Origin of the sequence: Variovorax sp. M-6 (assembly GCF_052114385.1) — a bacterium.
In the GTDB taxonomy this organism is placed as follows: Bacteria; Pseudomonadota; Gammaproteobacteria; order Burkholderiales; family Burkholderiaceae_C; genus Variovorax.
This window is the reverse complement of sequence record NZ_JBFREQ010000019.1, coordinates 38,545-51,757: the sequence shown is the minus strand read 5'-3', so window position 1 is coordinate 51,757 and position 13,213 is coordinate 38,545. Positions and strand designations below refer to the sequence as shown.

Annotated in this window: 11 protein-coding genes and 1 tRNA gene; 6 read left to right on the top strand and 6 right to left on the bottom strand. The window is 68.9% G+C overall.

Going from position 1 to position 13,213, the window contains the following annotated elements; all coding sequences use genetic code 11:
• Positions 1–9: 9 nt before the first annotated feature.
• From AB4Z46_RS20745 to radC, 3 genes are all read right to left on the bottom strand, one after another.
• Positions 10–1,950 (bottom strand): sensor histidine kinase, encoded by a 1,941-nt coding sequence (locus tag AB4Z46_RS20745; RefSeq protein ID WP_442285425.1) that lies wholly within the window; start codon positions 1,948–1,950, stop codon positions 10–12.
• Entirely contained in the window at positions 1,860–2,531 is a 672-nt protein-coding gene (locus AB4Z46_RS20740) for a LuxR C-terminal-related transcriptional regulator (RefSeq protein ID WP_442285424.1), read from the bottom strand. Before AB4Z46_RS20740 ends, AB4Z46_RS20745 begins: the two co-directional genes overlap by 91 nt.
• A gap of 89 nt (positions 2,532–2,620) precedes the next feature.
• On the bottom strand, positions 2,621–3,298 hold the full coding sequence (gene radC, locus AB4Z46_RS20735) for a RadC family protein (RefSeq protein ID WP_442285423.1): 678 nt from the start codon (positions 3,296–3,298) through the stop codon (positions 2,621–2,623).
• Between the two features lie 63 nt (positions 3,299–3,361).
• On the opposite strand from radC, the gene AB4Z46_RS20730 reads away from it, so the two are divergent.
• Genes AB4Z46_RS20730 through AB4Z46_RS20720 form a run of 3 tightly spaced genes read left to right on the top strand, consistent with a single transcriptional unit; the run spans position 3,362 to position 5,744 of the window.
• Positions 3,362–3,820, top strand: a complete 459-nt coding sequence (locus AB4Z46_RS20730; RefSeq protein WP_442285422.1) for an FKBP-type peptidyl-prolyl cis-trans isomerase — start codon at positions 3,362–3,364, stop codon at positions 3,818–3,820.
• Positions 3,817–4,782: a 4-hydroxy-3-methylbut-2-enyl diphosphate reductase gene (gene ispH / locus AB4Z46_RS20725; RefSeq protein WP_442285421.1), complete on the top strand. Its 966-nt coding sequence runs from the start codon at positions 3,817–3,819 to the stop codon at positions 4,780–4,782. Before AB4Z46_RS20730 ends, ispH begins: the two co-directional genes overlap by 4 nt.
• Positions 4,779–5,744, top strand: coding sequence for a threonine/serine dehydratase (locus AB4Z46_RS20720; protein WP_442285420.1), 966 nt, complete (start codon positions 4,779–4,781; stop codon positions 5,742–5,744). The genes ispH and AB4Z46_RS20720 overlap by 4 nt, the downstream gene beginning before the upstream one ends.
• Before the next feature lie 6 nt (positions 5,745–5,750).
• Here the strand turns inward: AB4Z46_RS20720 and AB4Z46_RS20715 are convergent, their stop codons facing one another.
• On the bottom strand, positions 5,751–6,167 hold the full coding sequence (locus tag AB4Z46_RS20715; protein WP_442285419.1) for a VOC family protein: 417 nt from the start codon (positions 6,165–6,167) through the stop codon (positions 5,751–5,753).
• 144 nt (positions 6,168–6,311) lie between these two features.
• Here AB4Z46_RS20715 and serS point away from each other — a divergent pair, with 144 nt between their 5' ends.
• Both serS and AB4Z46_RS20705 read left to right on the top strand, forming a co-directional pair.
• Complete coding sequence (gene serS / locus AB4Z46_RS20710) at positions 6,312–7,643, top strand: serine--tRNA ligase (RefSeq protein WP_442285418.1); 1,332 nt, start codon at positions 6,312–6,314, stop codon at positions 7,641–7,643.
• Between the two features lie 47 nt (positions 7,644–7,690).
• Positions 7,691–7,780: transfer RNA gene (locus AB4Z46_RS20705), tRNA-Ser, on the top strand.
• Positions 7,781–8,012: 232 nt separating this feature from the next.
• Here the strand turns inward: AB4Z46_RS20705 and pip are convergent.
• Together pip and AB4Z46_RS20695 are read right to left on the bottom strand one after the other, a co-directional pair.
• A complete protein-coding gene (gene pip / locus AB4Z46_RS20700; protein WP_442285417.1) occupies positions 8,013–8,966 on the bottom strand; it encodes a prolyl aminopeptidase in 954 nt (317 codons plus the stop codon).
• Positions 8,967–9,008: 42 nt separating this feature from the next.
• Complete coding sequence (locus tag AB4Z46_RS20695) at positions 9,009–9,530, bottom strand: Lrp/AsnC family transcriptional regulator (protein WP_442285416.1); 522 nt, start codon at positions 9,528–9,530, stop codon at positions 9,009–9,011.
• A gap of 91 nt (positions 9,531–9,621) precedes the next feature.
• Here AB4Z46_RS20695 and AB4Z46_RS20690 point away from each other — a divergent pair, with 91 nt between their 5' ends.
• Positions 9,622–13,212 carry an indolepyruvate ferredoxin oxidoreductase family protein gene (locus tag AB4Z46_RS20690; RefSeq protein WP_442285415.1) on the top strand — a complete coding sequence of 1,197 codons (3,591 nt, stop codon included), beginning with the start codon at positions 9,622–9,624 and terminating at the stop codon, positions 13,210–13,212.
• Position 13,213: the final 1 nt, after the last annotated feature.

Sequence of the window (13,213 nt, the reverse complement as noted above, 5' to 3'; positions counted from 1 at the left end):
GAAACGGGTTCAGGCGGTGACCGCGGAATCAATGGGACAGCGCAGCTCCAGCGTGGTTCCGGTGGCCCCGGAGCGGATCTCGAGCGTGCCACCCAGGCGCGCGGCGCGCGTTCGCATGTTCTGCAGTCCCATGCTGCCGCCCTGGTGCGATGCGGCGTCGGCCGCGAAGCCCCTGCCATTGTCGCGGATCACGAGCGTCAACTGCCCGTCGATGGTCTCGATACGCACGTCGACCCGGGTGGCGCCGCTGTGCTTGAGCACATTGGCCAGCGCTTCCTGAAGCACGCGCAGGAAGTCCAGGTCGCGCTTGCCGCCGAGGCGGCAGCTCTGCAGGCCCTGGAGCTGCCAGCTGCATTCGATGTCGGCGGCCTCCAGCAAACGGGTGCTGCGGTGGCGCAGCGGCGCCAGCCGCTCGGCCAGTTCGTCGGTGTCGTCGAAGGCCGAACTCTCGATGATCAGGCGCAGGTCGTCATTGACCTCCTTGAGCGCCCACAGCGCGACGTCGTCGTCGCCTTCGGACCGATTGCCCAGCGTGTGGATGTGGCTGCTCAGGGTCATGCCGAGCCCGTCGTGCAGATCGCGCACCAGGCTCAGCCGCTCCGTCAGCCGGGTCTGCACCAGCTCGGCCGCATGCTGGCGGCTCAGGCCATCGGCCAGGCGCCGGGTGGCCTCGTCGACGCGCTGGCGCAGCTCGGCATTGAAGTGCTCCACCAGCCGCATGCCCTTGACCATGCGCCAGGTCAGTGCGAACGAGATGCCCAGCAGCGTGGCGCTTGACGACAGCGCGACGTAGTAGCGGGTGCCGGGCAGCCACTCGAGAAAGATCAAGGTGTCGTGGACGCCGGCTGCGACCGGCAGCAGCAGGCAGACCGCGAGCACCGCGACCTCGAGCCGGCGCGAGGCGAAGGCGTGCTTCACGATGACCGCGCAGCTGGCGAAGTAGATGAGCAGCGCGCCCAGCACGGTGGCGTCGCGGACCGGGCCCAGCCAGGCCGACGGCATGGCCATGACGGCCGCCAGCGCGGCGCCGCCGGCCAGCAGCACCCGCCGTTGCAGCCGTGGGCGTGCCAGCTCGCAGAAGTGGAGCGCGAACAGGAAGAAGCAGAGGATGCTGGCCAGCAGCGCCACGTGGTTGGCGCGCTGGAAGGCTTCGGTGCTGGCGAACGGCCAGGTGTCGAGCGCGACGTAGTTGCAGGAGTAGAGCACCCAGAGCAGCGAAAACAGGCTGAACCAGCCGTACGAGCGCTCGCTGCGGCGCATCAGCCACAGCATGCTGTAGAACACGCCCATGACCAGCGTCAGGCCGATGCCGAGCAGCGGCAGGGTCCGGCGGGTCAGGATCGACTCACGGAAGGCCGCGCGCATCGCGGCGGGCTCGCCGCGCGTGACTGCGCCGAGCCCCGCCTGATAGGTGGAGATGCCCGAGACACGGATCAGCAGCTCGTTGCTTCCGGGGCGCAGCATCGGCGCATCGAGCAGCCAGAAGTGAGGCAGGTTCCAGGACCGGGAGAGCGGCTCCAGGAGATTGGCATCGCGGCCGATCAGGCTGCCGTTGAGGTAGCTGGCGCCGGCCATGTTGATGTATTCGACCAGCAGCCCGAGCGGGCGCAGCCGGGTGGGGTCGGTGCCTTCGGTCCAGCGCAGCCGATACCAGACCACGCCGTCGAATCCGGGCCAGCGGGTCGACCAGCTGTCCGGCAGCGTCACGGGCGTCCAGCCGTCGGCGGGCGGAGAACCGGCGGCCCAGTCGGAGCGGACCGCCTCGATGCGCTCGAAGCCGGCGCCTGCCAGCGTCGGCTCGGCACCGTGGGCTGCGGTGACGATGAACAGGCAGGCCAGCAGCGGGCCCGTCCGGCGGATCAGGGCAGCAAGCCGTGCGCCCGCGCGCTGTAGACCGCGCCAGCGCGTGACCGCACCGCGAGCTTGCGGTAGATGTTCTTGGCGTGGCATTCGACAGTGTTGATGGACAGGGAGAGGCTGCGGGCGATCTCGCGATTGCTGTGGCCCTGCGCCACCAACTGCAGCACTTCCATCTCGCGCGCGCTCAACTCGGCAGGAGCCGAGGTCGCCGGCGCCGCGTGCATGTTAGCAAGGGGAGTCGGACCGGGTTGCGGCGCGGCCATGAGCTGGAGGATGCGCCGCGCGATCACCGGGTCGATCGGCGCGCCGCCTCGCTGCATGCTGCCCAGCGACAGCTCGAGTTCGACGTCGCTGCCGTTCTTCAGCAGGTAGCCCACGGCGCCGCCGCGGATCGCCTGCAGCACGGTGGCATCGTCGCCGAGGCTGGAGACCACCACGGCATCCACCTTCGGCGCATGGGCCTGCATCCAGGGCAGCAGGTCGAGGCCGCTGCCGTCGGGCAGCCCGATGTCGAGCAGGGCCAGGTCGAAGCCACCCTGCGCCAGCTGCTCGCGCGCCTCGGCCAGCGAGCCCGCCATGGCGCAGCGGGCCTGGGGGGCGGCCTGGACGGCCACGCGTTCCAGGCGTTTTCGGACTGACGGGTCGTCGTCGACGATCAATATGTCTTCCACGGGCACCTTTGCTTCGTTGGGTCTCGGCATTGTCGGCCGAGCAGGCCATTTTTACATTTAGTTTCTGATTCGTGGGTGGAACATCGTACTCAGACCAGGCCGCGCTCGGCCATCGACAAAGTGGCTCCGCGGGCCACGATCACGTGGTCGAGCACGCGCACGTCGACCAGCGCGAGCGCGGCCTTGAGCGTCTGGGTGAGCGACTGATCGGCGCGCGAGGGTTCCACCGAGCCGCTCGGATGGTTGTGCGCCAGCACCACGGCGGCGGCGTGATGGTGCAGCGCCCGGGTGACCACCTCGCGCGGATAGACGCTGGTTTGCGTCAGCGTGCCACGGAACAGCTCCTCCATCGCGATCAGGCGGTGCTGGGCGTCGAGGAAGAGGGCGGCGAAGACCTCGTGCGGCCGCGCCGCCAGGTGGAGCTGCAGGTAGTGCGCCACCGCGCCGGGCGAATCGAAGACGGCGCCTGCCTTGAGCTGCTCCGCCAAGGCGCGGCGCGCCAGTTCGAGCACCGCCGCCAGTTCGGCGCGCTTGGCGCTGCCGCCCAGGCCCTTGACGGTCTTCAGGGCGTCGAGGTCGGCATGGAGCAGGCCGGCCAGGCCGTCGAAGCGGTCCAGCAGCTCCTGCGAGAGCTGCAGCACGTTCTTGCCGGGCATGCCGGTGCGCAGCAGCAGCGCCAGCAGTTCGGCGTCGGCCAGCGCAGCGGGGCCGAGCGCCATGAGCTTTTCGCGCGGCCGCGCGCCGGCCGGCAGGTCCTTGAAAGACATGGCGCATCGGAGGCTCTGCCCCCACTCCCTAAAATAGGGGTCCCAGTCTATCGGGCTCTCACCTTGTCTTCGACCTCCACCGCCGCTGCCGTCGTCGCCGGCTCCTTTCTCACGCTGCACTACCGGCTGGCCGGCCCCGCGGGCGACATCATCAACACCTTCCAGGACAAGCCCGCCACCCTGTCGCTGGGCACCGGCGAACTCTCGCCGGCGGTCGAACTGCGCCTGATCGGCATGGAGGAAGGCGCGCATGCCACCTTCGAGCTGCCGCCCGGGGAAGCTTTCGGCGAACGCAATCCCGAGATGCAGCAATGGGTCGCGCGCAAGCTGCTGACGCAGATCGGCGATCCCGACGAACAGTACGCGGTCGGCGATGTCGTCCAGTTCCCCACGCCGGACGGCACCGGCAGCTATGCGGGCGCGGTCGTCGAGTCGAACGAGACCGCGGTGCGCTTCGACTTCAACCATCCGCTCGCAGGTCAGCCCGTGACCTTCGAGGTGAAGCTGATCGGCGTGCTGTGAGGGCGATCGAAGAAGTCATCCTCGCCGAGCCGCGCGGCTTCTGCGCCGGCGTCGACCGCGCGATCGAGATCGTCGAGCGCGCCATCGCCAAGTTCGGCGCGCCGATCTACGTGCGCCACGAGATCGTGCACAACACCTACGTGGTCAACGAGCTCAAGTCCAAGGGCGCGGTCTTCATCGAGGACCTGGCCGACGTGCCGCCGGGCGCCACGCTGGTGTTCAGCGCCCACGGCGTCAGCAAGGCCGTGCAGGCCGAAGCGCGCGAGCGCGGCTTCGAGGTCTTCGACGCCACCTGCCCGCTGGTGACCAAGGTCCACGTCGAGGTGGCGAAGCTCGCCAAGGAAGGCTACGAGTTCATCATGATCGGCCACAAGGGGCATCCCGAGGTCGAGGGCACGATGGGGCAGCTGTCCAGCGGCATCCATCTCGTGGAAGACGTGGCGGACGTGGCGCAGGTCGCGCCGGCCCAGACCGAGAAGCTTGCGGTGGTCACGCAGACCACGCTCTCGGTCGACGATGCGGCCGAGATCTCGGCCGCGGTGCGCGCGCGCTTCCCGAGCGTGCGCGAGCCCAAGCAGCAGGACATCTGCTATGCGACGCAGAATCGGCAGGACGCCGTGAAGCTGCTGAGCCCGCAGGTCGACCTGGTCATCGTGGTCGGCAGCCCGACCAGTTCCAACAGCAACCGGCTGCGCGAACTCGCGCAGCGCCTGGGCACCGAAAGCTATATGGTCGATTCCGCCGCCGAACTCCGGCCCGAATGGTTCGAGGGCAAGGGCCGCGTCGGCCTCACGGCGGGCGCGTCGGCGCCCGAGGTGCTGGTGCGCGAGGTGATCGATCGCATCAAGGCGCTCGGCGCGGTCTCGGTGCGCAAGATGGACGGCATCCAGGAGACCCTCAAGTTTCCGCTCCCCAAGGGCCTGAAGCTCGACGACATCCCCGCACCGGGGCACATCTCGTGAGCGGCGGCGTTCAGCACGACTGGCGCGGGGACGTCGAGGCGGCCGCGCGCCGGATCCATCAACGGGCGCCGCATTTCCTGCGCGAGACGCCGCTGTGGAAGCTCTCGGGCCGGGCGCTTGGCGTGGAGACGCCGGGCGTCGAAGTCTGGCTCAAGCTCGAGCATCTGCAAGCCAGCGGCAGCTTCAAGGCGCGCGGGATGATGAACCGGCTGCTGGCCAACGAGATTCCGGCCAGCGGCGCGATCATCGCGTCCGGCGGCAATGCCGGCATCGCCACCGCCGCGGCCGCGCAGGCGCTGGGCGTGCCCTGCGAGGTCTTCCTGCCCACCATGTCGCCCGAGGCCAAGCGGGCCCGGCTGCGCGCGCTCGGCGCCAAGGTGGTCGTCGGCGGCGAGGCCTATTCCGACGCGCTGGCTGCCTGCCTCGAGCGTCAGCGCGAAACCGGCGCCTTGCTGACGCATGCCTACGACCAGCCCGAGGTGGTGGCCGGTGCCGGCACGCTGGGGCGCGAGATCGAGCGCCAGGGCGGCCTGCCCGATGCGGTGCTCGTGAGCGTGGGCGGCGGCGGCCTGATCGGCGGCCTCGCGGCCTGGTTCGAACGCCGCAGCCGGGTGGTGGCGCTCGAACCCGAGCGCGCGCCGACCCTGGTGCGCGCGCGCGAGGCCGGCGAGCCGGTCGATGTCGAGGTCGGCGGCGTCGCTGCCGATTCGCTCGGCGCGCGGCGCATCGGGGCGATCGCCTGGGACATCACGCAGCGCCATGTGGGCGATGCGCTGCTGCTGTCGGACGAGGCGATCCGCGCCGCCCAGCTCTGGCTGTGGAAGGAGCTGAAGCTGGCGGTCGAGCCGGCTGCGGCCCTGCCGCTGGCGGCCCTGCAGAGCGGTGCCTATGTGCCCAGCGAGGGCGAGAAGGTCTGCCTCATCGTCTGCGGCGCCAACGTCGACCCGGCGACGCTGAACTGACGTCGATCAGGCCTGGGCGGGCTGCTGTTCGCAGTTGACCATCCAGGGCACGCCGAACTTGTCTTCGAGCATGCCGAAGCCGGTCGACCAGAAGGTCGGTGCATAGGGCATCGTGACCTTGCCGCCGGCGCCCAGCGCATTGAAGAGCTTCCCGCCTTCCTTCACGTCCTTGGCCTGGACCGACAGCGAGAAACCCTGGTAGCCCTTGAAGGGGTAGCCGGGCGGTGCATCGGACGCCATCAGCTGGTGGCCGCGCGCCTCCAGCGTGGCGTGCATGATCTTGCCCTTGTGGTCGGCCGGCGTTTCGGCGCCCATCGGGCTTTCGCCGAAGGTCATGCTGAAGAGGATCTTGCCGTCCAGGGCCTGGGCATAGAACGCGAGCGCCTCGGCCGCGTTGCCGTTGAAGGTCAGATAGGCTTGCATCGCAACTCCTTGGTGGAACGGTGGGGAGGGTGAACGATCCTACGCCCACGTCAATGCCCCCACGCTCCTCACTTCGTGTGTCGCTGCCCCCGAGGGGGCCGCAGGTCGGCTTGGGGCGGCCCGGCGCCGACCTAAAATCACGCGATGCTCGATATCACTCTGTTACGCAAGGACCTGGCTTCGGTCGTTGCCCGCCTCGAAGCCCGCAAGAAGAACCAGACCTTCCTCGACGTCGGAACGTTCAGCGCCCTCGAGGCCGAGCGCAAGACCCTGCAGACCCGCACCGAGGAATTGCAGGCCCGTCGCAACGTGCTCAACAAGCAGATCGGGCCGTTGAAGGCCAAGGGCGAATCGGTTGATGCGCTGATGGCCGAGGTCAATGCGCTGAAGGCCGAGCAGGAATCCTCGGCCGTCCGGCTCGAGGCGATCCAGCCCGAGCTGCAGGCCTTGCTGCTGGCCGTGCCGAACCTGCCGCACGCGAGCGTGCCGGTCGGCGAGGACGAGCATGCCAACGTCGAAGTGCGGCGCTGGAGCCCACAGGGCGGCGAGGGCGCCGCGGCGACCGCGCTCGGCTTCGCGCCCCGCGATCACGTCGATCTCGGGGCGCCGCTGGGCCTGGATTTCGAGATGGGCGCCAAGCTCGCGGGCTCGCGCTTCACCGTGATGAAGGGCCCGATCGCGCGGCTGCATCGCGCGCTCGCGCAGTTCATGCTCGACCTGCAGACCGAGAACCACGGCTACACCGAGTGCTACGTGCCGTACGTCGTCAACGCCGACTCGATGCGAGGCACCGGCCAACTGCCCAAGTTCGAAGGCGACCTGTTTGCAGCGAAGAAGGGCGGCCAGGACGGCGAGCCCGCGCCGGATCATGCGGCGCTGTACCTGATCCCGACCAGCGAAGTGCCGCTGACGAACTTCGTGCGCGACGAGGTCGTGGCCGAGGCGCAGCTGCCGATCCGCCTGACCGCGCACACGCCGTGCTTCCGTTCGGAAGCCGGCAGCGCCGGGCGCGACACGCGCGGCATGATCCGCCAGCACCAGTTCGACAAGGTCGAGATGGTGCAGATCACGCACCCCGACAAGAGCTACGAGGCGCTGGAAGCCATGACCGGCCACGCCGAAGCCGTGCTGAAGGCGCTCGAGCTGCCCTACCGCGTGGTGCTGCTGTGCACCGGCGACATGGGTTTCGGCTCGACCAAGACCTACGACCTCGAGGTCTGGCTGCCGGCGCAGGACACCTACCGCGAGATCAGCTCGGTCTCCAACTGCGAAGCCTTCCAGGCCCGCCGGCTGCAGGCTCGCTTCAAGAACGCGCAGGGCAAGAACGAGCTGGTCCACACGCTGAACGGATCGGGCCTGGCGGTGGGCAGGGCGCTGGTCGCGGTGCTGGAGAACCACCAGAACGAAGATGGCTCGATCAAGGTGCCGGCCGCGCTGCGGCCGTATCTGGGCGGCATCGAGGTGCTGCGCGGCTGAAAAAGCGCATTCCGGACTCTGCTATAATCGCAGGCTCGACAGACACCGGAGAGGTGGCAGAGTGGTCGAATGTACCTGACTCGAAATCAGGCGTACTAGCGATAGTACCGAGGGTTCGAATCCCTCCCTCTCCTCCAGAATGGCCCCGCAAGGGGCCATTTTTTTGTCTGTACTTGCCCGGATGCACGCGAGGGCCGGACCTTGTTCTCCACCGACCCCGTGGACAGCCCTGTGGACAACGGCAGGGGCAACCCCGGGAATCGGCTCCAGGCTTGCCTTCCAACGCGATGCCTCTCAAACAGGCACAGAGATCATCCGGACGGGCCGATGGGCAAGAGGGCGGGCGCGACGGCGTGTCGCCGTTCCGTGTCAGGAACGCGCGAAGCGATCGGTGGCCCGGATCAGCTGATCGAGGATGCCCGGCTCCGACCAGGCATGTCCGGCCCCTTCGACCAAATGGAATTCGGCGCCGGGCCAGGCCTTGTGCAAGGCATGGGCGTAACGCGCCGGGCACGGCATGTCATAGCGGCCATGCACGATCACCCCGGGGATGCCGTGGAGCCGGTGGGCATCGCGCAGCAGTTGGCCATCCTCCAGCCAGGCGCCATGCACGAAGTAATGGTTCTCCAGGCGGGCGAAGGCCAACGCGAAATGCCCGTCGCCGTGCGCGGCCGAAATGGAAGGGTCGGGCAGCAGCGTGATGGTCTCGCCCTCCCAGAGGCTCCAGGCCCTGGCTGCCTCGATCTGCCGTTCAGGGTCAGCGCCGGTGAGGCGCTTGCGATAGGCGCTGATCATGTCGCCGCGCTCTGTCTCGGGAATTGGTGCCTGGAAGCGTTCCCACTGGACCGGGAACATCTCCGACACGCCGAACTGGTAGTACCAGGCGAGTTCGGCTTTCGTGACGGTGTAGATGCCGCGCAGCACCAGCTCGCTGACTCGCTCCGGGTGCTTTTGCGCATAGGCCAGCGCCAGCGTCGACCCCCACGAACCGCCGAACACCAGCCACTTCTCGGCACCCACGAGATCGCGCAGGCGTTCGATGTCGGCGACCAGATGCCAGGTGGTGTTGGCCTCCAGCGCGGCGTGAGGCGTCGAATGTCCGCAACCGCGCTGGTCGAACAACAGCACGTCGTAGCGCGACGGATCGAACAGCCGGCGATGGTCGGGCGAGATGCCTCCTCCCGGTCCGCCATGCAGGAAGACCGCCGGCTTGCCGCCCGGCGTGCCCACTCGCTCGTAGTGGACGGCGTGCCCGTCGCCGACGTCGAGCAGGCCGCTGTCGTAGGGCTCTATCGGTGGGTAGAGTGAAAGATGAGCGCTCATGGTCAGGTGGTGTTGCTCGCTTGCATGCTACTGCCCGATCCCTCAGCGCCGCCGGCCGCGCGCCGCCCCGGCCGACGACTGCGGCACCTGCTCGATCGGCAGCGCCACCTCCGACTTGACCTGCCGCAGCACGATGCTGGATCGCACGTGCGTCACGCCGGGCAGGCTGAACAGGGTCTCGTGCAGGAAGCGCTCGTAGTGCTTCATGTCCTGCACCAGCACCGTGAGGATGTAGTCCGCCGGGCCGGTGGCCGACACGCAACTGGTGATCTGCGGGCTCGCGGCGACCGCGTCCTCGAAGCGCTGCACCTGCGATTCGCTGTGCCGGTCGAGGTTGACCTCCGCCACCGCGGCGACATGCAGGCCCACCTTCTCGCGGTCGATCACCGCGGTGTAGCCGCGGATCACGCCGGCCGCCTCCATGTCCTTGATGCGTTTCCAGCACGGCGTGGGCGACAGCCCGACGGCCTCCGAGATCTGCTGCACGGTCTGGCGCGCATCGCGCTGCAGCTCGAAAAGAATCTTCAGGCTGTGGGCGTCAAGAAGAATGGGATCGACATTCATGGCGGATTTTGAGAATCACATTCTCAAATTAGGGTGATTCGCTAGTGTATTGAAGAAGCATTTCCTCGCCTCGCGATGGAACAATTTCGCCATGAAAAGCACTGCCCGCGATCCGTCCGTCCTGCGTCCCGACTACCGCCTGGCCGACAGCCTGTGGGCGACATCGGGCGCCGTCTTCCTCACCGGCACGCAAGCGCTCGTGCGGGTGCTGCTGATGCAGCGCCAGCGCGATCTCGCGCGCGGCCTGGGCACCCAGGGCTTCGTCAGCGGCTACCGCGGCTCGCCGCTGGGCATGGTGGACCAGGCGATCTGGAAGGCCGGCAAGGGCTTCAAGGAGGCCGGCATCCGCTTCGTGCCGGCCATCAACGAGGAACTCGCGGCCACCCAGGTGCTCGGCACGCAGCGCGTCGAGTCCGACCCTGAGCGCACGGTCGAGGGCGTGTTCGCGATGTGGTACGGCAAGGGTCCGGGCGTGGACCGCGCCGGCGATGCGCTCAAGCACGGCAACGCCTACGGCTCCTCGCCGCATGGCGGGGTGCTGGTGGTGGCGGGGGACGACCATGGCTGCGTCTCGTCGTCGATGCCGCACCAGAGCGACCATGCCTTCGTCGCCTGGAGCATGCCGGTCGTGCAGCCCGCCTGCGTGGCCGAGTACCTCGAGTTCGGCCTCTACGGCTACGAGCTGTCGCGCTACTCGGGCGCCTGGGTCGGCATGGCGGCACTGTCGGAGGTGGTCGAGAGCGCCAGCACGGTCGACCTGGACCGGGTCGCCGCCCGCGTCGCCACCTGGGCCGACGCCGACACCGTGCGCGCCGTCACCGGCCACCGCGCGCCGGTCGACGGCCTGCACTACCGCTGGCCCGACCTGCCGTCGCTGCGCATCGAGTCGCGGCTGGCCGACAAGCTGGAGGCGGTCGCCGCCTTCGCTCGCGTCAACAGCATCGATCGCCACGTGATCGAGAGCCCGCAGGCCAAGGTCGGCATCGTGACCTGCGGCAAGGCCCACTACGACCTGATGGAAGTGCTGCGCCGCCTCGAGGTGACGCCGGAGAGCCTGGCGCGCATCGGGCTGCGGCTCTACAAGGTGGGCCTGAGCTTTCCGATCGAGCAGACCCGCATGAAGGCCTTCGCGGAAGGCCTGGACGAGATCCTGATCGTCGAGGAGAAGGGCGCGATCGTCGAGAGCCAGTTGCGCGACCTGTTCTACAACGCGCCGCCCGGGGCCCGCCCGGTGCTGGTCGGCAAGCAGGATCGCGAGGGCCGGCCGCTGGTGTCGGCGCTCGGCGAACTGCGGCCATCGCGGCTGATCGAGCTGGTGGCGCACTGGCTCGCGGTCCATTTCCCGGGCAACAGCGAGCTCGGCGACCACCTGCAGCACGTGCGCGACTTCACGCCGCCCGAGCTGCTGAGCAATGACGGCGACACGGTCAAGCGGCTGCCGTACTTCTGCGCCGGCTGTCCGCACAACACCAGCACCAAGGTGCCCGAAGGCTCGACCGCGCGCGCCGGCATCGGCTGCCACTTCATGGCCAACTGGATGGACCGCAGCACGGCCGGGCTGATCCAGATGGGCGGCGAGGGCGTCGACTGGGTCTCGCACTCGATGTTCACGCGCACGCCGCACGTGTTCCAGAACCTCGGCGACGGCACCTACTACCACTCGGGCTATCTCGCGATCCGGCAGGCAGTGGCGGCGAACGCGACGCTGACCTACAAGATCCTGTTCAATGACGCGGTCGCGATGACCGGCGGACAGCCGGTCGACGGCATCATCAGCGTCGACGCGATTGCGCGCCAGGTGGAGTCCGAAGGCGTGAAGCAGGTGGTGGTGGTCAGCGACGCGATCGAGAAGTACGACGCCATCAAGGGCAAGTTCCCGGCTGGCACCGAGTTCCACGACCGCAGCGAACTCGACGCGGTGCAGCGGCGGCTGCGCGAAGTGCCCGGCGTCACGGTGCTCATCTACGAGCAGACCTGCGCGGCCGAGAAGCGTCGCCGCCGCAAGAAGGGCGAGCTGGCCGACCCGGCCAAGCGCCTGTTCATCAACGAGGCGGTGTGCGAGGGCTGCGGCGACTGTGGCGTGCAGAGCAACTGCGTGGCGGTGCTGCCGCACGAGACCGAGTTCGGCCGCAAGCGCAAGATCGACCAGACCAGCTGCAACAAGGACTACTCCTGCGCCCAGGGCTTCTGCCCCAGCTTCGTCGGCGTGAGCGGCGGCGCGCTGCGCAAGAAGAGCGGTGCGCTGGCGGCCGGCAAGGATGCCTTCCTGCAGCACGTGGCGGCGTTGCCGCGACCGGCGGCGCACGGCTGGACGGCGCCCTACGACCTGCTGGTCACCGGCGTCGGCGGCACCGGCGTGGTGACCGTGGGCGCGGTGATCGCGATGGCCGCGCACCTGGAGGGCAAGTCCGCGAGCGTGCTCGACTTCATGGGTTTCGCGCAAAAGGGCGGTGCGGTGCTGAGCTTCGTGCGCCTGGCCGACACGCCGGAGCGGCTCAACCAGGTGCGCATCGACACCCAGCAGGCCGATGCCATCCTGGCCTGCGACGTCGTGGTCGGCGCCTCGCCGGACGCGCTGCAGACCGTGCGCCACGGCCGCACCCGCATCCTGGCGAACCTGCACGAGATCCCGGTGGCCGAATCGCTGCGCAACCCGGATGCGGATCTCAAGGTCGAGCTGCTCCTCGAGAAGATGCGCTTCGTCGCCGGCCGCGAACAGGTCCAGACCTTCGACGCCCAGACGCTCGCGGAGGAGTTCCTCGGCGACACGCTGGCATCGAACATTCTTGCGGCCGGCTATGCGTGGCAGTGCGGCCTCATTCCGCTGAGCCTGGAGGCGCTGACCCGGGCGATCGAACTCAACGGCGTCGCCGTGGCGGCGAACCTGATGGCGTTCTCGCTCGGCCGGCTGGCCGCGGCCGATCCGCAGGCGATCGAAGGGCTGCGCAGCGCGCCGGCGGCAAGGCCCGAAGACGAGCCGCTCGAGGCGCTGGTCGCCAGGGCCATGCGGCACCTGGCCGGCTACCAGAACGCGGCCTGGGCCCAGCGCTTCGAGGCCCGGGTGCTGGCGGTGCGACAACGCGAGACGGCGCTGGCCGGCGGCGACCCTTCATTGCCCGTCACGCGCAACGCGGCGCAAAGCCTGCTCAAGCTGATGAGCTACAAGGACGAGTACGAGGTGGCGCGCCTCTACAGCGACGGCGGCTTCCGCGCGAAGCTCGCCGAGCAGTTCGAAGGCGATCTCAAGCTCGAGTTCCACATGGCGCCGCCGTTCCTCGCACGGCCGAAGAACGGTCAGCCGCCGGTCAAGATCCGCCTCGGCGGCTGGATGCTGCCCGCGATGAAGTGGCTGGCCCGCGGCAAGGTGCTGCGCGGCACGGCCTTCGATCTGTTCGGCCACACCGCGGAGCGTCGGCTGGAACGCGAGCTGATCGGGCGCTTCGATGCGCGGCTCGACGAGTTGATGGCCGGCCTGTCGCGGTCCAACCAGCGGCTGGCGGCGCAGATTGCCGCGGTGCCGCTGGCGTTCCGCGGCTACGGCCACGTGAAGCTCGCCAATCTCGCGCTGGCGCGCGGCCGCGAGGCCGAGCTGCTGCACCGCTTTGCGCCGGAGCGCTATCCGCGGCCGGCGGCCGAGGCGAAGGCCGGGCAGATCCGCGGCATTGCGGTGGTGGCGCACTAGG